The 20,222-nt window shown below is 59.6% G+C and carries 9 protein-coding genes; 4 read left to right on the top strand and 5 right to left on the bottom strand.

The window, feature by feature from the left end:
• Nucleotides 1-361: 361 nt before the first annotated feature.
• Nucleotides 362-6,010 carry an HYR domain-containing protein gene (locus tag ACLJEU_RS06855; RefSeq protein WP_457795351.1) on the bottom strand — a complete coding sequence of 1,883 codons (5,649 nt, stop codon included), beginning with the start codon at nt 6,008-6,010 and terminating at the stop codon, nt 362-364.
• A 384-nt stretch (nt 6,011-6,394) separates the two neighbouring features.
• Here ACLJEU_RS06855 and ACLJEU_RS06850 point away from each other — a divergent pair, with 384 nt between their 5' ends.
• From ACLJEU_RS06850 to ACLJEU_RS06835, 4 genes are all read left to right on the top strand, one after another.
• Entirely contained in the window at nt 6,395-7,681 is a 1,287-nt protein-coding gene (locus tag ACLJEU_RS06850; protein ID WP_414661860.1) for a nucleotide sugar dehydrogenase, read from the top strand.
• A 108-nt stretch (nt 7,682-7,789) separates the two neighbouring features.
• A complete protein-coding gene (locus ACLJEU_RS06845; protein WP_414662618.1) occupies nt 7,790-8,689 on the top strand; it encodes an archaeosortase/exosortase family protein in 900 nt (299 codons plus the stop codon).
• An 18-nt stretch (nt 8,690-8,707) separates the two neighbouring features.
• Nucleotides 8,708-11,914 (top strand): tetratricopeptide repeat protein, encoded by a 3,207-nt coding sequence (locus tag ACLJEU_RS06840; protein ID WP_414661859.1) that lies wholly within the window; start codon nt 8,708-8,710, stop codon nt 11,912-11,914.
• Between the two features lie 181 nt (nt 11,915-12,095).
• A complete protein-coding gene (locus tag ACLJEU_RS06835; RefSeq protein WP_457795350.1) occupies nt 12,096-13,163 on the top strand; it encodes an IS630 family transposase in 1,068 nt (355 codons plus the stop codon).
• A 26-nt stretch (nt 13,164-13,189) separates the two neighbouring features.
• Here ACLJEU_RS06835 and ACLJEU_RS06830 read toward each other — a convergent pair whose 3' ends face one another.
• From ACLJEU_RS06830 to prsK, 4 genes are all read right to left on the bottom strand, one after another.
• Nucleotides 13,190-14,203, bottom strand: a complete 1,014-nt coding sequence (locus ACLJEU_RS06830) for an ABC transporter ATP-binding protein (protein WP_414663746.1) — start codon at nt 14,201-14,203, stop codon at nt 13,190-13,192.
• Nucleotides 14,204-14,503: 300 nt separating this feature from the next.
• The gene (locus ACLJEU_RS06825) at nt 14,504-15,223 is read right to left on the bottom strand and encodes a hypothetical protein (protein ID WP_414663745.1); all 720 of its coding nucleotides are present in this window, start codon (nt 15,221-15,223) and stop codon (nt 14,504-14,506) included.
• A gap of 1,192 nt (nt 15,224-16,415) precedes the next feature.
• Complete coding sequence (gene prsR, locus ACLJEU_RS06820) at nt 16,416-17,807, bottom strand: PEP-CTERM-box response regulator transcription factor (protein WP_414663749.1); 1,392 nt, start codon at nt 17,805-17,807, stop codon at nt 16,416-16,418.
• Between the two features lie 65 nt (nt 17,808-17,872).
• Entirely contained in the window at nt 17,873-19,981 is a 2,109-nt protein-coding gene (prsK, locus tag ACLJEU_RS06815) for an XrtA/PEP-CTERM system histidine kinase PrsK (protein WP_414663744.1), read from the bottom strand.
• Between the last annotated feature and the right edge of the window lie 241 nt (nt 19,982-20,222).

Raw genomic sequence — 20,222 nt, 5'->3', positions numbered from 1 at the left:
TATATAGCGCGAGTGACTTGCCACCTTAAGAAGTCAGCCATCAGAATACCATAGCCAATATCAGGCCTGCCGATTTTTACATGGAAGATATACTGGCTGCATACTGAATGGTAGTTGATTTTCTCGCATATGCCATTACCATGTCGACGACTAAGGGGACTAATACTTTCGCAGGTAGCGGTCACACGAGTTTCGACTCTGGTTAGCATGCAGACACTACATCTGCACTGCCTTTCAGACCAAAGCTGGCGCCCGCCTGGATGTGGTCGGATACCACCCATACACCGCGACTTCTTCGTTTATAAATTGCTCCATACGAAAGGACTTTCGGCGGATAGCGCTTAGTGTTTTCATCAGCATCCTAATTCACCGTGAGCAAATCAAACGCAGCCGTCGCGATTCCCGCGTTGCTGTGGTTGGTCAGCGGCAGCCCCACGTAGGCGCTGGCGCCCATCGCAATCGTAGCGCTGCCTTCGGTTCGCCAGGTAACTCCATCCGCCGAACTCGCAGCAACAAACAGATTGCCCGTACGGGTCATCCGCACCCAGTACGGCGCTTGTCCGGTTCCACTCGTGTAGGCACTGCTTCCCCCGGTGGCGCTTCGCCACTGAAACGACACTCCCTGCCCGGGTGTCACATACATGCTCGCATGAGCGGCGTTCGTAGCCAGTCCTTCCCGGATCATTACGCCTGTCTTGGCCCATGCTTCACCCGTCCCGCTGCTCACCGACAGCACTTTCACCGTGATGCTGCCGTCCCCGCTCAGCGGCCTGTACATGTAGCGGAATCCATCCTCGGCTCCCCAGATGTCTGCCCCCGAGCCGGTCATCGTTATCTGCGACCCATTCTGCACTGTCGTTCCGGCAATGCCCACCACTCCGATGTCCTGGCTTGCCCACGCTCCGCCTACCGGCGTCGCGTTCACCTGGCTCGAATTGGGTCCTTCGCTCCCCCCATTGCTCGCGCTCACCACGTAGTAGTACGTCGTGCCGTTCGCCACCGTCGTGTCCGCGTACGTCGTTGTTGTCAGCCCGTTCGCCACGGCCGCGTACGGCCCTCCGTTGGTGGTGCCACGCTTCACCGTGTAGCTCGTCGCTCCACTCACGCTTCCCCAGCTCAAGTCCACCCGCCCGTTCCCGCCGCCAGCGGTCACTCCACTCGGCGCTCCCACCACAGGCAGTGCTCCAGTGACAGTCAAGTAGTCGAAGGTGGCAGTGGCCACTCCAGCGTTATCATGATTTGTTAGCGGCAGCCCCACGTAGGCGCTGGCGCCCATCGCAATCGTAGCGCTGCCTTCGGTTCGCCAGGTAACTCCATCCGCCGAACTCGCAGCAACAAACAGATTGCCCGTACGGGTCATCCGCACCCAGTACGGCGCTTGTCCGGTTCCACTCGTGTAGGCACTGCTTCCCCCGGTGGCGCTTCGCCACTGAAACGACACTCCCTGCCCGGGTGTCACATACATGCTCGCATGAGCGGCGTTCGTAGCCAGTCCTTCCCGGATCATTACGCCTGTCTTGGCCCATGCTTCACCCGTCCCGCTGCTCACCGACAGCACTTTCACCGTGATGCTGCCGTCCCCGCTCAGCGGCCTGTACATGTAGCGGAATCCATCCTCGGCTCCCCAGATGTCTGCCCCCGAGCCGGTCATCGTTATCTGCGACCCATTCTGCACTGTCGTTCCGGCAATGCCCACCACTCCGATGTCCTGGCTTGCCCACGCTCCGCCTACCGGCGTCGCGTTCACCTGGCTCGAATTGGGTCCTTCGCTCCCCCCATTGCTCGCGCTCACCACGTAGTAGTACGTCGTGCCGTTCGCCACCGTCGTGTCCGCGTACGTCGTTGTTGTCAGCCCGTTCGCCACGGCCGCGTACGGCCCTCCGTTGGTGGTGCCACGCTTCACCGTGTAGCTCGTCGCTCCACTCACGCTTCCCCAGCTCAAGTCCACCCGCCCGTTCCCGCCGCCAGCGGTCACTCCACTCGGCGCTCCCACCACAGGCAGTGCTCCAGTGACAGTCAAGTAGTCGAAGGTGGCAGTGGCCACTCCAGCGTTATCATGATTTGTTAGCGGCAGCCCCACGTAGGCGCTGGCGCCCATCGCAATCGTAGCGCTGCCTTCGGTTCGCCAGGTAACTCCATCCGCCGAACTCGCAGCAACAAACAGATTGCCCGTACGGGTCATCCGCACCCAGTACGGCGCTTGTCCGGTTCCACTCGTGTAGGCACTGCTTCCCCCGGTGGCGCTTCGCCACTGAAACGACACTCCCTGCCCGGGTGTCACATACATGCTCGCATGAGCGGCGTTCGTAGCCAGTCCTTCCCGGATCATTACGCCTGTCTTGGCCCATGCTTCACCCGTCCCGCTGCTCACCGACAGCACTTTCACCGTGATGCTGCCGTCCCCGCTCAGCGGCCTGTACATGTAGCGGAATCCATCCTCGGCTCCCCAGATGTCTGCCCCCGAGCCGGTCATCGTTATCTGCGACCCATTCTGCACTGTCGTTCCGGCAATGCCCACCACTCCGATGTCCTGGCTTGCCCACGCTCCGCCTACCGGCGTCGCGTTCACCTGGCTCGAATTGGGTCCTTCGCTCCCCCCATTGCTCGCGCTCACCACGTAGTAGTACGTCGTGCCGTTCGCCACCGTCGTGTCCGCGTACGTCGTTGTTGTCAGCCCGTTCGCCACGGCCGCGTACGGCCCTCCGTTGGTGGTGCCACGCTTCACCGTGTAGCTCGTCGCTCCACTCACGCTTCCCCAGCTCAAGTCCACCCGCCCGTTCCCGCCGCCAGCGGTCACTCCACTCGGCGCTCCCGGTACTGACAACACCGTCACCGTCACTGTAAAGGTCTTGTTCGCCGTGTTTCCCGCCGCGTCCGTCGCGCTCGTCGTCACCGTCGTCGTCCCCACCGGGAACGTCGCACCCGACGCCGGTACGTTCGTCGTCGGCCGGCTTCCACTGACCGTATCCACCGCGCTGGTCGTATAGGTCACTACCGCTCCGCTTCCACTTGTCGCGGGCAGCGTCAGGTTTGCCGGAACCGTAATCACCGGTGGCGTTGTATCTACGACCGCCACCGCAAACGTCTTCGTCGACGTCAGCCCCTCACTGTCCGTCGCCGTCGCTGTCACTGTCGTTGTTCCCAGCGGAAACACCGCCCCCGATGCCGGCATATTGGTAGTCGCCACCGCTGCGCCGGTCCAGCTCACCGCCGACGTCGTGAACGTCACCACCGCTCCACTTCCACTCGTCCCTTCCACCGTCTGATTTGCAGGTACCGTGATCACGGGCGGCGCGGAGGTCGATAGACCCGTGATTGTCACCAGATCAAACGCAGCCGTCGCGATTCCCGCGTTGCTGTGGTTGGTCAGCGGCAGCCCCACGTAGGCGCTGGCGCCCATCGCAATCGTAGCGCTGCCTTCGGTTCGCCAGGTAACTCCATCCGCCGAACTCGCAGCAACAAACAGATTGCCCGTACGGGTCATCCGCACCCAGTACGGCGCTTGTCCGGTTCCACTCGTGTAGGCACTGCTTCCCCCGGTGGCGCTTCGCCACTGAAACGACACTCCCTGCCCGGGTGTCACATACATGCTCGCATGAGCGGCGTTCGTAGCCAGTCCTTCCCGGATCATTACGCCTGTCTTGGCCCATGCTTCACCCGTCCCGCTGCTCACCGACAGCACTTTCACCGTGATGCTGCCGTCCCCGCTCAGCGGCCTGTACATGTAGCGGAATCCATCCTCGGCTCCCCAGATGTCTGCCCCCGAGCCGGTCATCGTTATCTGCGACCCATTCTGCACTGTCGTTCCGGCAATGCCCACCACTCCGATGTCCTGGCTTGCCCACGCTCCGCCTACCGGCGTCGCGTTCACCTGGCTCGAATTGGGTCCTTCGCTTCCCCCATTGCTCGCGCTCACCACGTAGTAGTACGTCGTGCCGTTCGCCACCGTCGTGTCCGCGTACGTCGTTGTTGTCAGCCCGTTCGCCACGGCCGCGTACGGCCCTCCGTTGGTGGTGCCACGCTTCACCGTGTAGCTCGTCGCTCCACTCACGCTTCCCCAGCTCAAGTCCACCCGCCCGTTCCCGCCGCCAGCGGTCACTCCACTCGGCGCTCCCGGTACTGACAACACCGTCACCGTCACTGTAAAGGTCTTGTTCGCCGTGTTTCCCGCCGCGTCCGTCGCGCTCGTCGTCACCGTCGTCGTCCCCACCGGGAACGTCGCACCCGACGCCGGTACGTTCGTCGTCGCCACACTTGCTCCGGTCCAGCTCATCGCCGACGTCGTGAACGTCACCACCGCTCCACTTCCACTCGTAGCCGGCACCGTCAGGTTTGCCGGAACCGCAATCACCGGGAGCGCCGACGCGGTGACTGTCAGCCCCGTGTTGCTGGTGAGCCCGCCCCCGTCCGTCACGGTCAGAGAAACCGTGTAGTTGCCCGGAGCGGAAAAGATATGGGAAGGGCTGACGAGACTAGAACTGCCGCCGTCCCCGAAATTCCAGCTGTATGACGCAATCGTGTTCTCAGGGTCCGACGAGGAGGCTCCGGAAAAACTCACCGTCAAGGGAGCCACTCCCGACAAGGGAACACCGGTCGCCACCGCGGTGGGAGCCAGATTGCTTTGCGTCGAGGGCACTGTTCCCAAGATGAGATAGTTGCCCAAGCTACCGTAGTTCGAATAGCCTGTATCAACGGTTCCGCTACCGATTCCACTCACCCGCAAATAAAAGGTGCCGGCTGCGGCCCCGTAATTGATTGCACCCGACATTCCGGCCGGGTCGCTCGTCTGCAACACGGCACCGGCCGCGCTGAGCAATTCCGCTTTCACTTTCAGGTTGGGATTGGGGGCGGGACTGGTGATGGAAAGCGCAATCGTCCCGGCACCAACATTGAAGCGGAACACGTCGGCATCGGTCGCGCGCTCGATTGTCCCACCGGTGGCCACCACCGTTCCAGGGATGACCGTCGCCGTCGCAAGGGTATTGCCGTGATCGTCGGCGGCGAGCGGCACGAAGGTGGAAATTACCGCCAGATCGTCCTGTGTCTGCGTCGCTGTCGCGTACTCGCCTTTGGAAAATTGCACGACGGAGGCGTAGTAACCGACACCCATGATCGGAGCCCAATCGCCATGGCCAAAATAGTATTCGCTGGGAGACGCTCCGCCGATGCCGTCATGGAAGAGCCCCAATGTATGCCCGACTTCGTGCGAAGACGCCTCGGCGATGTACTTTTCATGGTTCGCAAGTTGTCCGGTGAAAATAAAACACGGGGTGTCGGAGTTCCAATTAAACGAACCGACGTAGGCCGTGCCTCCCGCGCCCGAGTCGTACCAGTTGGAAGGACTGATGACGACCCGGATTCCAAAGCTGGTATCCCCGACATTCATGCGCCGGAGCGCTTCGACTCCGGGATCCTCCGTCGTGACGTCCACGGTAAAAGGAGCATAATCCTCTGCCACTCTTTTCCAGATGTTGGTTATAATCGCCCGCTCATCTGGACTGAAGGAGGCGGCATTGCCATCCAAGTCGAACGGCTGGGAAACGATATCGGCGTTGGCGGTATACCCAGCATTCCAACTGGTGCCCGAAGTCCTATGCCCGTCAAAATCTAGAAAGATGACCCGCGACGCACCGGGGAAACTATGGAGCCTGAAAGCATCGACCGCTCCCCCCAACGCCAGCTGGCTCGTCGAGGTGCCCGCAGCCATGGAATTTTGCGGCGCCTGAACAGCGAGACCATTGCACGCCATGAGCAGCGCGCCATTCCGATCCATCCGCAACCCCGCCTGCGAACGAAAAAGCGCGGTGAGCCGCTGCGCGGTAAGTCCATAGGCCGCGGCCACCTCCCCCATTCGAGCGCCTGCAAGCGTAACCGCCTCTTCTCCCCGTGCGTCACGAGGGAGCCCGAGATTGAGCGACGGCTGTGCCTGAAGCAGCGAACTCGCAGCTAACACGCACGCCAAGCTGATGACGCAGGAATATTTCCAAAACAGATGCTGAGGGGAAAACACGTGGAATTCCCTAAGGCTAGAATTGCGGCAGAGGAGAGTCTTTTTTGTGCAACAGTGCTGCAATCGACGAACGTGAATCGCATTAGTTCATCGTTCCATTCGGTTTGTGCGGTAATGCAGGGTCTTCGATGGATCGATTTTGACACTTCATTTACGCGCCGTAGGCGCTGCTTTACACATGCCATCGGACCTTTTCCTAGGCGGCGCACGAGCGAGAGGAGATGACATGAAAATACGTTGCCCCATTCCTGCGACCGGCATGCGATCCCAGATTCGCACCGCAATCGGCACGCGCTTCACGGGTGGCGAAGTGGGGCGGCACTACAGAGAAGATGAGTTGCTTAACCTCCGGGTAGATTTGCCGATAGGAACAATTCCAATCTTATGAAAATCGCTGTCATCGGGCTCGGATACGTGGGGCTGCCCCTTTCGCTCCAATTCGCGAAAAGCGGCGCGGAGGTGTTGGGACTCGATATTGATCAAACCAAGGTCTCTGCCCTGCTGGCCGGCCGGAGTTACATAAAGCACATCAAACCGGAGTCCATTCAGAGCGCAGTGGGGTCAAAGACGTTTACCGCCAGCGCAGACTTCCGTCGGGTTCGGGAGGTGAGCGCGGTGATCATCTGCGTTCCCACACCGCTGAACAAGAACCGCGAACCGGATATTTCGTACATCACGGAAACCGGCAAAACGATCGCGCCCCACCTACAACGTGGTACGCTCGTCGTGCTCGAATCGACGACCTATCCCGGCACCACCGACGAGGATTTGCGGCAGGTGATTGAAGCCGCTTCGGGCCTCAAGGCCGGCATTGATTTCCATCTGGCCTTTTCACCGGAACGCGAGGACCCGGGCAACCCCAGCAGCGTCGTCGCGACCATTCCCAAGATCGTGGGGGGATTCACACCGGAATGCCTTAAAAAGGCCCTGGACCTGTACTCGATCGCCATCAAGACGCTCGTACCGGTTTCGTCCTGCCGGGTCGCCGAAGCCGCCAAGCTGTTGGAGAACACGTTTCGCGGGGTGAACATCGCCTTGGTCAATGAGCTCAAGGTGGTGTACTCCGCCATGGGAATCGACATCTGGGAGGTCATCAACGCAGCCAAAACCAAGCCGTTTGGTTTCATGGCATTTTATCCGGGTCCCGGCCTGGGCGGCCATTGCATTCCCATTGATCCGTTCTATCTCACTTGGAAAGCGCGGGAATACGGGCAGCACACGCGGTTCATCGAGCTGGCCGGCGAAATCAATACCGCGATGCCCGAGTACGTCGTACACCGCGTGGCGGACGCCTTGAATTCGGGCAAGAAGTCGATCAACGGCAGTCGCATCCTCATTGTCGGGCTCGCCTACAAGCCGAATGTCGACGACGAACGGGAATCGCCCAGTTATGTCCTGATGGAATCGCTGAAAGCGCGGGGAGCCACCGTCGCCTACTACGACCCTTATGTGCCGGTCATCCGTCCGACCCGCGAGCACGCTCACTGGGCGGGTACGACTTCGGAGAAGTGGAGCCAGGAGACCATCGGCAGCTACGATGTTGCCCTCATTGCCACCAACCACAGCTCGGTTGACTACAAGGCCTTGGCCGACTGGTCGCCCTGCATCGTGGACACCCGGAATGCCATGTCGGGAATTCCGACGAAGCCTTCCCAAGTATGGAAGGCATAAGCGTCCCCATTGGATTGAACTAACGCCGCGATTCTGCGAACGGCTCGTCTTCGCCGCGTTCGTTTGCTCTTCTCGCAATTATCTGCACAGAATCGCCTAAATCGCGATATGTCCATGGGCCCACTGACAAGGTCTGACTCTCCACCCCGCCCGCAGTCCCTGACGAAGTGGCTGCCGGCTGGGATCGTGCTGATTCTCTTCAGTCCAATCTTGCTAAGCTGGATCCGATTCGCGCTCGGAAGTGACTTGTATTCATACACGATCCTCGTGCCCGCGATCTCCGCGTACTTTGCATATTCCGGCAAATCAAGTGCAGGGGCCGGCAGCGGTCCCAAAGGGGCGGCATGGCTGCTGCTAGCGTTCGGCGCCGCGCTCGGAATCGCCTATCTCATTCTCTTGAACCGTTCAGGCGACGTGATTCCGCAGGATCGCGTCTCTCTCGGAGTCCTCGCATTCGTGAGCGCGTTGGGGGGCGCAATATGGCTGAATGCTACCTTAGCAGAGCGCAGCCGGCTCTTGTTTCCTCTGAGCTTTCTCATTTTCATGGCTCCGATGACGTTGGGAATTGAACAACGTCTGGAAACCCTGCTTCAGCATGGCTCAGCCACTCCGGCATACTGGCTTCTTCGTTTGGTCGGAACTCCGGTCTTTCGCGACGATCTGATCTTCCAACTCCCAGGGATGACACTTCGCATCGCGCCGGAATGCAGCGGCATTCGCTCGACGCTCGTGCTGTTTCTTACCAGTATTGTCGCAGCCAAGCTTTTCCTGCGGTCGCCTTGGCGTAGAGCCGTGTTGGTGGCATTTGTCCTGCCATTGGCCTTAATCCGGAATGGCTTTCGTGTTTTTGTCATTGGCGAACTGTGCATCCATGTGGGGCCCCACATGATCGATTCTCCGATCCACCATCAAGGGGGACCGATTTTTTTCGCGCTCTCGTTGATCCCCTTTGGAGCCCTTGCTTATATTCTGCTCCGTTCTGACCGTAAACGGTCCTCCGCAGCCTAATCTTCGTGTCGCTCTGCCATGACTAGAACCCGACTTATCGTTCATATTCTCCTTGTTGCGGCTGCCGCGCTCTTCTTGAACGGCTGTTCGAAAGAAGGTCGAATCGCGAAACGACTGGCGGAAGCGGAAGCCTACTACAAGGCGGGGGATTACGATAAGGCGGAAGTAGAGTATAAGAACGTACTGCAGACTTCAGGTCCAAATCCAACGGCGCTCGCGCGCTTGGGGTCGATTTACTTCGACCAGACCCGGCTCACCCGCACCACCTTTGCCCTCTTGTTCCGTGCGGCGGAGGCGCAGCCCGACAACCTCGAAGTCAAAATCAGACTCGGATATTTCTATCTGGCGGTAAGCCAGAAAGACAAAGCGCAAGAAACGGCTTTGGCCATACTGGAAAAAAAGCCGGACCACCCCGTTGCGCCGTTTCTCCTGGCGGAATCATGCCGCACTTCAGCGGACATCGCCATGGCGCGTGGCCGCATTCAGTCTTTGCCTAAATCCGGCCCGACAGTGGCGGCGCTGGGTATTCTGCTGCTTCAAGATCGACAGAGTCAGGCGGGGTACGCCCAGTTGGAAGAGGCTTACAAGCAGTCGCCGAAGGCGCTAGAGGTGGTTACTACGCTCGCTCAGGCGATGTGGGCACAAAAGAACACTGATAGGGCTGAAAAGCTCTTCACTGAAGCCATTGCATTGGCCCCCATACGGACGCCTGTCCGCTTAGTCTATACCAAGTTTCTGATCCAGGCAGGAAAGACAGTGCAAGCTAAGGATTTGTTGGAGACAACGCTCGCCAAGGCGCCCGATTTCCTTGGGGCCTACGCAGCGCTTGCCGGTCTTGCCCTGATGGAAAAGCAGCCACAAGTCGCTGCTCAGCACCTCAAGAAAGCCATCGAACGCGAATCGAGTCAGCCCGACATTCTTATGATGATGGCGAGCGCTCAACTGGAGCTAAAGGATTTCGATGGCGCAATTCTGACCCTGCAAAAGGCCGCGCAGCAAGTACCTGAAAATCCAGAAATCCTCTATCGATTGGGCAATGCCCACCTGCAAAACAACGACTTGAGCGAAGCAGTTTCCCGCCTTTCCGAGGCAGTCAAACTCGCTCCGGGCCATCAACCCGCGACCGTGGCCCTTGCCAAAGCCAATGCAGGCCAGCAAATGTATGGCCCGGCGGTGGCGCTCTTGAAAGCGCTCCTGCAGAAGTTTCCAGGCAACAGGGAGGCTGCGACGCTTCTGGCAGAATGTCTTCTTCTACAGGGCAACTTGGACGATGCCTTGCTGCTTTTCAGAAAATTTGTGGAGGTGGATCCCGGCAATATCGAGCTTCAATTTCAACTTGGCAGCATCCTGACGCGGCAGAACAAGCGTGGCGAAGCGGAAAAAATCCTGAACAAAGTATTGGAGGTCAATCCGACCCACTTGGGAGCGTTGGAGACCTTGGTCGAATTGGATTTGGCAGACCAAAAAAAGGAAATTGCGATTGCACGCATCAATCGATTCATCGCCCAGACTCCCGCAGCGGCCGAACCGCTGATTATATTAGCCCGGGTCTACCTTCGCACCAATTCGCTTTCAGACGCTGAGATCGCCCTACAGAAAGCGGTCTCGCTTAAGCCCGACTACCCCGAAGCGCTCCAGCTTCTTGGCCGTCTTTACTATACAAACAAGCAATATCCGCGCGCGATCGAGGCCTATAAAAGCGCCATAGCCAAGAGTCCAAAGAACGTGGAATTGCCTTTGCAGCTGGCGATAGTTGCCGAGGAGACGAAGGATTTCCCGACGGCCCGAAAGTACTATGAGCAAGCACTCGCACTCAATCCGAAGCTGCCGCTTGCCCTGAACAATCTTGCCGACCTGCTCGCCAAACATTTCAAAGAAACCGAGAAAGCCCTGGCCTTGGCGAAACAGGCCCGCGAACTCATGCCTGCGCAAGGCGAACCCGCGGACACTCTTGGCTGGATCACATTTCAACAGGGCCAGTTTGCCCGTTCTCTTTCGCTTCTGGAGGAAGCGGCGAACAAACTCCCGACAAATCCGGAAGTACAGTACCATTATGGCGCCGCTCTCTACATGACCGGGCGCGAAGCCGCAGCGAAAGAGGCTCTGGAAAAAGCTCTCAGCCTGAAAGCCACTGGTACCGCGCTCGACGAAGCGACGGCAATGCTCAAGGTCTTGACTCTGGACCTCTCCAATCCAAAAGCCGCGAGTGAGGTGATCGCGGCAGCCTTGGCAAAGCTCCCCGGCGACACCGTCGCCCTGCAACGCGCCGCGGCCCTCCAAGAGAGAAAAGGAGCAGCAGACAAGGCGCTTGAAGGCTACGAGGCAATCTTGAAAACCCATCCGGGTTACCCCGAAGCAGCGCTCGGAGCGATTCGCCTCTACCGCTCCAAGAACGAACGCGGCAAGGCGCTCGAACTTGCCAAGGCAACGCGCAAACTCATGCCGGGCGATGGCCGTATTGCGCACGTCACCGGACGACTCGCGTACGAGAGTGGTGAGCGCCTCTCCGCCGTTAGTATTCTGCAGGATGCCGCCCAGAAAAGGGACGGCGACGCCGAAGTGCTGTTTGATCTCTCCGAAGCCGCACTATCTGTCGGCCAGTTGAATACGGCGGAAACGGCCTTCCAGTCCGGGCTGAAAATTGACCGTATCAGCCCTCGCGCAAAGTGGGCGAGCCAGACCCAACTCTGGATGAGCCTCGCCAAAGACCCCGCCGAGGTCCAAAAGGCGGTTGGACAGCTTGAAGCGGCGTTGAAAGAAAGTCCTCAGGATTTGGCAGCATTGTATGCCCGAGCCGTGGCCTCCGTTCATCAGGGTGACCTCAAAGTTGCACAGCAAACCTACGACCGGATCTTGGGAATCTACCCTGATTTCGTGCCCGCGAAGCGTGGTTTGGCTATTGTCTTGGTCACGACCGGTGAAAACGACCGACTGGCTTTTGACACCGGCTCAAAGGCCCGCGAGGTGTTAACTACCGACGCCGATCTCGCAAAGGCCATTGGGATCGCCGCGTACCGGCTGGAAAATAATTCCCGAGCGCTAAGTCTCCTTCAGGAAGCGTCCAGGAGCAAAGCCTCCGACGCGGAAGTTTTCTTCTACCTCGGGATGACCCAGAAGCGGCTGAAAGATTCACCCGGCGCCACCCGGTCACTGCAAAAGGCACTCACCCTCGGGCTGACTGGAACCTTGGCGGAACAAGCGCGAGCGGCGAGCACGGCAAAGTGATATCAGCCCAAGGCGTACTCATGCAGTTAAAGGTTCCTCAGGTGTTGGCTAAGAACCGAAGCTTCACCACAGAGGCGCAAGAGCACGGAGGAAAAACGCCGGAACGGAAGGCAAACCCTTATACCAACAGCCTCTAACATTTAGACTATACAAGCAGGTCGCTTTGGAGTAGTCCGGGGGCATGGCGAGAACTCTACCGAAACTGGGCGAGGAAGTGGTGGCACAGATTGAGGCGGCGTGGACGCAGTCCCAGCCGGACTGGGCGCGGCGGCGCCTGCTGGTGGTGCGGCTGATCGCGCAGCACGAACTGACGGTGGCGGAGATCATGAAGATTGCGGATGTGTCGCGGCAGACGGTGTTCACGTATCGGGACAAGGTCGTCGCCGGCGGCGTGGCCGCTCTGCTGCAGCGGGGCAAGGCGCCGGGAAACCGGCCGGCCGTGCGTGGGGCCGTGCAAACCGAGTTCCTGGAACGGTTGGCCGCCGGGCAGTTCCGGCGAGCGAAGGACGCCCAAGCTTGGATTAAGAAGCGCACCCGCAAAACCCTCAGTGAGAGCGGTGCCCTCAAGGTGCTGCGCCGGTTGGGCGGTAAGCTCAAAGTGCCCCGCAAGAGCCATGCGAAAAAGGATCCCGCGAAAGCCGCGGCCTTCAAAGTCGAACTGCCCCTGAAACTGGAAGCGCTCGCCGGTCCGGCCGCGCGCACCGGACAACCGGTGCGGTTGTGGGTGCTCGATGAGCACCGCTATGGCTTGTTGCCCGTGATCCGTCGGGTCTGGGGCCAACGCGGGGTCCGCGTGCACGCCCCGTATGCGACGCGTTATCAGTGGGGCTACCTCCACGAGGCGCTGGAAGTCGATGGCGCCAACCGCCTGGAACTACTGTTCACCCCGTGCATCGACCAAGACGTGCATGCGCTGTTTCTACAACAGCTCGGCGCCACGGATCCGGCGGCGTTGCATGTCGTGATCCAAGACCAGGCCGGCTTCCACCTGCCAGTCGCGGATCCGCGGTTGCCCAAGAACGTCCGACTGCTGCCCCTGCCGCCCTACAGCCCAGAACTCAACCCGGTCGCGAAACTCGGTGACCTCGTGAAGGACCGAATCTGCAATCGGCTCTATCCGAGCCTGCGCCGCCTCGAAGATCATCTGCTCGCCGCGCTGCGACCGTGGCGCACCGAGAGCGCCCGCGTCGCGGAGTTGATTGGCCGCGGCTGGCTACTCGACGGCGTAAACGCTGGCGCGCCAACCTAAAGTCTAATTAATAACGGCGATTGGTATTACCCGTTTTCGACCGACGCTCCGGTGAACAATTCCGCAATCACGTCCTCCAACGGTACGTCCTCGATGGTAATGTCGGCGACGGGACCGGTATTCAGCACTTCCTGAGAGACGGCGACAATCTTGTCGCTGGGGACTCGGAGGGTGAACTTGCCATCATCACTGCGCTCGGTGCTTTCGGCATGGCGCGACGTCCAGGTGGGCGGAAAAGCCTCCAGGGTTCCAGTACCCTCTTCCGCTGCAGGCACGAACGTCACGATCTTCTGCTTCGCTCCACCACTGGATTCCAGCCGGCTCAGCGCACCGTCGTAAATCTTACGTCCGCGGTGAATGACAATCACCCGGTCGCAGAGTTCCTTGATGTCAGCCATGTAATGGCTGGTGAGGAGGATCGTCACGCGGTGGCGGCGGTTGTAATCGCGCAGGAATCGACGCACGGCGCGCTGTGAAACCACATCGAGCCCGATCGTGGGTTCGTCGAGAAAGAGCACCCGCGGGCGGTGCAGCAGCGCGGCGATCAATTCCATTTTCATTCGCTCGCCCAGCGAGAGTTCGCGCACCATCACATTGAGCTTTTTGCTCACATCGAGCAACGCGACGAGTTCGTCCAACGTGGCCTTGAATTGCTCAGGCGGAATCGCGTAGATGGCCCTGAGGAGTTGAAAGGACTCGATCGCCGGAAGGTCCCACCAGAGCTGGTTCTTTTGGCCTAGGACGAGCGCGAAGAGCCGTCGGTAGGCATTCTCACGTTTGGAAGGGTCGAAACCCGCCACGCGCGCCGTGCCGCTGGTGGGATAAATCAGCCCGGAAAGCATTTTAAGGGTCGTGGTCTTGCCGGCCCCGTTGGGTCCGAGGAATCCCACGAATTCACCCTCCGCGACGGAAAAGGAAACGTCCTTGGCGGCGGCGGTCTCATCGAACTCGCGCTTGAAAAGCCCCCTTACACCACCCCAAAAGCCCGGGACTTTTCGATAGGTACGAAAGACGCGGGTTAGGTTTTGGACTTCGATCATGGGCTCGGGAGTGAACGTCGCGAGGGCATTCGGCAAGCCGGGGATGCAAACTCGTTGAGTTCAACCACCGATTTTGTCATCCCATCAGCGAAAACGCTGCGGACGACACGGAGCCTCGTTCACGTATCCTGTGCGGAACAAGCCCGTTGCCCGCGAATGGCGCGAGTGGCCGCGAATAGGGAGAAAGTGAAGCAAGCCCTCGTCAGAGGGTGAACATGATGGTCAGTGGAAGGAAAAAAGTTCACCGGCGAGATTCGCGTCCGTTCGCGTAATTTGCGGGACGCTCTTGCGTGCTTCCGCTTAGACTCGCGTTTCGACCGGAGCCGGATCCGCGGTCGGAGCGACCGTCGGGGACGGTAGGTCTTCGCGGGCCGATGATCCGGTAAAGCGCCGGGGGAATTGATCCAGCAGGAAGTGCGACTGGATCGCTACAGATTGCACGTCTTTCGCGGCGAGCTGACGCGCGTGCGCGAAGCGGGCGACATTCTGGACGGCGATGCACTGTCGATACAGGAGGTTGGCAGCGGCGGTACGCTCGGCAGTGAAGTCGAGTTTCTCGATGCCGGCGTTGTCCCGTTCGCGGCAGAGTGCGGCCACGCTCTCCACAGTGCGCTCAAACGCTTCCGTGGCGGTCGAAGACCACCCGAAGGCTGAGAGCTCCGTTGGGTAATGGCGGACGGCGGCGAGCAGGGTCCGACCCTGATCGAGGATCATGGCCAGATTGCGCGGAGCTGAACGTCCGATCAGGAACTCGCTGCGGAGCACGACGCCCTGCCCGGTGAAGGCGTGGCGTGCGACCCTGCGAAGGGCGGAAGCCTGAAGGATGAACTCCGACAGAATGACGTCCCTTTCCTGCAGGAGGATTCCGGTCGCACCGGACGCCTCGTTTCGGTCGGTGCCCAGCTTGGCGAGATGCGCAATCTGAGCCTTAAACTCCGAGACGAACGCCTCGGAGAGGTGGGCGACCACGGGAAGACCGATGGTCGGATCGAGGAGCGCCTGTTCGAGGCGCTGCGCCACACGCAGGAGCGTGGACGGAGGGAGCGAAAACTCCCGACTGATGTATTTTGGTTTCATACGATTTGTATATGGTTTGTTTATATCCCTTGTAGGGATGTCTACAGTCCCATTCAGCCGTGCCGAGCCGGACCAATCACCTGATCGGTCAACATACGGCTCCGCACACCCGAAGGGACGGTAAAGGGGTATCCGATCCACCGCCGCCGATGCCCGGGATCCGGCTTGGACACTCGAGAAACTCAGGCGAGCAAGCCGTGGGCGGGACTGATGGACGACCTCCCGTGGCACCCGACCTTCTTACAAGGCGGGCTTCACAGAAGCCCATCCACCCTGTTTTACCAGCAGCGGCGGCGCTTGAATTGCTAGGCAATAGAAGAACCGCAATGGATCTGAACGACGCGTTTGAAACAAGTAAAGCCTCGTCAGTCAAATAAAATTCATTATATAGGGGATAGACCCGGGACGCATTGCAGTCTCTAAGTCCGCGAATTTCCCCATGCCGACCGCCGAGCACCGCCACGGGGATGCAGTGAAAGCGGATGTATTCGATAGTTGGATGCATCCATCACGCACAGGTCGTCCGCTCGCCGTTTCGCAACATCCGTCAAACTTACCGTGCGGATCGGCGAACGCTCAGCACGGTGCCGTGGACGCCGTGCATACTTCGGTGGATCGATCGCAGTGTTCTGCGGACTCGCTGTACGACTCGGTCGATTCATCGCACTCCTCTGCGGCTCCATGGCGCTATTCCACGAATCGTCTGCATCTGTCCGCGGATTCAGCGCGACTTTTCTCAGCCCCTTCGCCGCCTTCGAGCGCCACCCAGGACCATTCAGCGAACCCGCCGCACGCCTCGTTGGATGGAGCATATCCGTCCCTGGATTCAGCGGACGCTTCAATGCAATCGCCGCACTCCTCGCAGGACGTGTCAAACTCGTCCCCGCATCCATGGCCCTCGCTTGCGTATTCCCGCGGCATTTCGGTGGAAATGTCGCACTCATCCATGACCTCCATGAATTCTTTCACGGAGTCGTCGCACGGTTCAATAGATGCACTGCTCGCGTGCAAGCAGTCATGGGACTCTATAGCGGAGCCATGGGCTTCTTGCTCTGACCCACTGCACTCATTCAAGAAGGTGACGCTGCATTCAGCGGACCGACCATACATTTCCCCTGAATTCCGTGGAACGGAGCTACTCCGCCTTTTCCACTCCGCTTTTCTCAATTCCCAGCTTATCCATCAACTCATAGAGGGTCGGACGACTGATACCGAGTTCCAAGGCTGCGGTGGTGATACGGCCAGCGTGTTTGCGCAGAGCAGTTCGAATCATCTCCGACTCCAGCCGTTCGCGGGCTTCCTTTAAGGTGGTGCCCTGTGGGGCGCTGCCCGCCGACAGCAACTCGATGTCCGAAGCGTTGAGGCGCTTCCCCTCACTCATGATGACGCCCCGCTTCACACGGTTCTGCAATTCGCGCACATTTCCTGGCCAAGGGTGCTGACGGATCGCGCGCAAGGCGTCAGGAGCGAAAGACAGTCCGTTCTTGCCGTTCTCGTTGGCGAAACGCTGGAGAAAGGCCTGCGCGAGCAAGACCACGTCATCATCTCGATCGCGCAGCGCAGGAAGGAGGATTTGCACGACGGCGAGTCGATAGAAGAGATCCTCGCGGAACGAACCGGTGGCCATGCCCTTTTTCAGGTCCGCATTGGTGGCGGCCAGGACACGCGCATCGACCGAGATCTCCTGGCGTCCGCCAACGCGTTCGAGCGTCTGTTCCTGTAGAAACCGAAGCAGCTTTACTTGGATCGGCAGGGGTACTTCGCCAATTTCGTCGAGAAAAAGCGTGCCGCCGCTGGCCATTTCGATCCGGCCCTTGCGCTGGGCATGGGCTCCCGTGAACGCGCCCTTTTCGTGACCGAAGAGCTCGCTCTCAATCAACGATTCCGGGATTGCACTGCAGTTGATCGCCACAAACGGGCCATCCTTCCGATCGCTGCGTTGGTGAATGGCGCGCGCGGTCATTTCCTTGCCGGTGCCGCTTTCGCCCAGGATCAGCACGGGCGCATTGGACGTCGCGACCTTGCGAATCGAATCGAAGACCGACTGCATGCGCGGGCCCGAACCCAGCAGGCCTTCGAAGGTATCGTTCCGCAGCGTATGCTGCATGTGGTGAAAATCCCGTTCGAGTTGCGCGAGGTGAAAGCAGCGCCGGAGCAGCAGCTTCAATTCCTCCATCTCAACCGGTTTGCCGACGAAGTCATAGGCGCCGGAGCCAATCGCGCGCATCGCCGGCCCCTTTTCTCCCTGTCCACTCACGATCACGACCTTGGTCAGCCGGTCGATCGCAAGGATCTCCGAAAGAATGGCGAGTCCCTCTTCGGGATTGGCGGGGTTGGGCGGCAGCCCGAGGTCGAGCAACACGACCATCGGGCGAACCGCGCGAAACTGCTCCACGGCGGAGGGACGATCGCTGGCCTGGCTGACCGTGTAGTCACCGGTGAGCGCCCAGCGCATCTGCGTGCGGATTTCATCGTCGTCGTCGACGATCAGGATCTTCGGCCTGGCCGTCCCCGCGGACGGCGGCACCAGTCCACTCGCCGCCGTGGCCGATGGTGACGGATCGTTCGGTCGTGAAGAGGAGGTCGGTTTCATCAACGGGTGGCTTCAGTACGAAAATGGATCCGAAAGGTCGTGCCCTGGCCCGAGGTGCTGGTAACAACGACCCGGCCGCCATGAGCCTCGACGATCATCTTGCTTTGGAACATGCCGATGCCGAGGCCATTTTTTTTCGTCGTCTGGAACGGGCGGAAAAGGGAGTGGTTCAGGAACTCGGGGCTCATGCCACAGCCGTTATCGGACACGATCAGCATCACCCAACCTTTATCCTCCCGGGTTTCGACCCGAACCTCACCTCCTAGCGGCAGCGCTTCGATGGCATTCAGCACCAGATTGGTGATGACTTTGTGCACTTGATCTCGATCCAGCAGGGCCAGCGGGATCCCCGCGAGTTGTTTGGTCAGCGTGAACTTGTCCGATCGCTCGACGCCCGTGAGCACCTGATTTACAACATCATTCAGGTCGGTTGCGACCAACTGCACCTTCAATTCGTGCCGCAGCATGCCGAGGCGGCCGATGAGCCCGTTGATATGGGAGACAGTCTTCGCGATGCCGCGCAAAGCATCCGCGCGGAACTCCGGATCTGCGTAGTGAATTGGAAGATTCTGCAGCATCAGGTTCAGCGTCGACGCAGCGTTCTTCAAATCGTGCACGAAGAAGGCTGCCATCGCCTGGAAAGCCTCGAGTTCCTTCGCCTGCACGAGACGCGTAGAGAGTTGCACATTCAGGAGGCTCGCGGCGGTGTGATCCGCGATGCACTTCAGCATATCGTAATCCTCGATTGAAAAGGATACACCGGCCACGCGGTCGCCGATCACCATGATCCCAAGAAGTTCCCCGCGGCCAAGAATGCCTACGGCCACGCGGTGTCCGCTATTGGCAAACTGCTGCGGGTGAACCTGCCGGAGCAACTCGGCCCACGGCTCTTGGGCGGCATCGATGTCGACCGGTTCGGGATGCTCGTGGAAATACTTGATCAGGGCGGCAACCTCAACGGCGGGAAGCTCGGCGGACGCTGAAGCCACGGGGCCGGTTGTGGATGCCGCGGGCATCAGGCTCTCCTTTTTCTCGTCGATGAGCCAAATGCTGACTGAGAGGGCTTGGAAAACCTCTGCGGTCATCTTGACCAGCCCCCGGCAAAGATCCGCCTGATCCACGCGCGAAGCGGTTCCCTCGGTGAACGTCTTCCAGAGTGTCCGGTAGTCGTAGGGCGAGCGGTGAAAATTCCGACTGACGAATTGCCGCAACTGAAGGCGCGCCCGGTCTGACTGCAGAAAGATGGTGAGGACCACGAGCGCAACAAGGACAATGAACGCCTTGGGCGCGAACGCAGCATCGCCGCCCAAGTAAGTAACAACCTTCGCAAGTACACCGACGATAATAAGATACGACCCAGCGATTAAAATCGTAAGCGAATTCTGCAAGACGGTCTGCGACGGATAAACCGCCAATTCAAAATGACCGGATCGAAACAGGGAGCGTAGCGTCAGCAGGGAAGCCACAAAGAGCGCTCCAGTGTTGAGGATTTCGAGCGACGTGTCCTGTCCGCGATAGAGGAGTGCCTGACTACTGGTGTAAATGCGAACAACGAAGAGCAGGCCAACGCTCAAAAGCATGAACTTAATTCGCCATCGCATCGTGCCGACCGAGGCCCGAAACGTGCGCTCAAGATTGACTACGATCCACACCGAACAAACCAGCAGCACGACCCAAAGCGCATTACCGGCCCAGCCCGTAAGGACTAGCCATTGGCCTTCGATGGCTGACGATTTCACCGACAGCGCCAATTGTTCGCGGAAACCGAAGGCGAGCGAAAGCGGGATGACCCCTGCCACGACCAGCGAGATACGGGTAGAAACCTTAAGACGCAGTTCGCGACCGCGGGCGTAGCAAACGCTGAAAAGCGCCCAGACGGAAGGTAGTGAGGCCATCACCGTCAGCCGCCAACTTTCCCAGCGAAGGACGGCAGCGGGCGAAGTGGTGGACTGTCCCAGCGCGATCAGCACGCTCTCTGCGCACAACAGCAACATGCCAACTGCAAATGCCCAGCGCGGGAGGGAACGTCCGGCGCGGACCACCGTCGCAAGGGCCACGGCGCCGCTGGATACGGCGCCGGCATAGTGAAGGTAAACGGCGATCGGCATCACACGTTCATCGGCCGAAATCCTTTGAACTGGAAGTGGCTAGGAAAGAAAAGGGCATCACAGACTAACGGTCGAAATAATTCAGTGGTCATTGCAATGGCCAATTGCACGGAAGAGATTCCCTTTGAGGGTTGCCTCAGTCGCTGCTTCCGCGATCAAACGATGAACCTACGACGCGAACCCAACTTCCCGTAAGCCCCTTATAACCTCGAAATCCCTGATATGGCCCTTCAAAATCAGC

This window comes from Terrisphaera buseokensis, assembly GCF_047521145.2.
GTDB lineage: Bacteria > Verrucomicrobiota > Verrucomicrobiia > Opitutales > Opitutaceae > ER46.
Note: the sequence above shows the minus strand (reverse complement) of the source record. Positions and strands in the feature narration are given on the sequence as shown.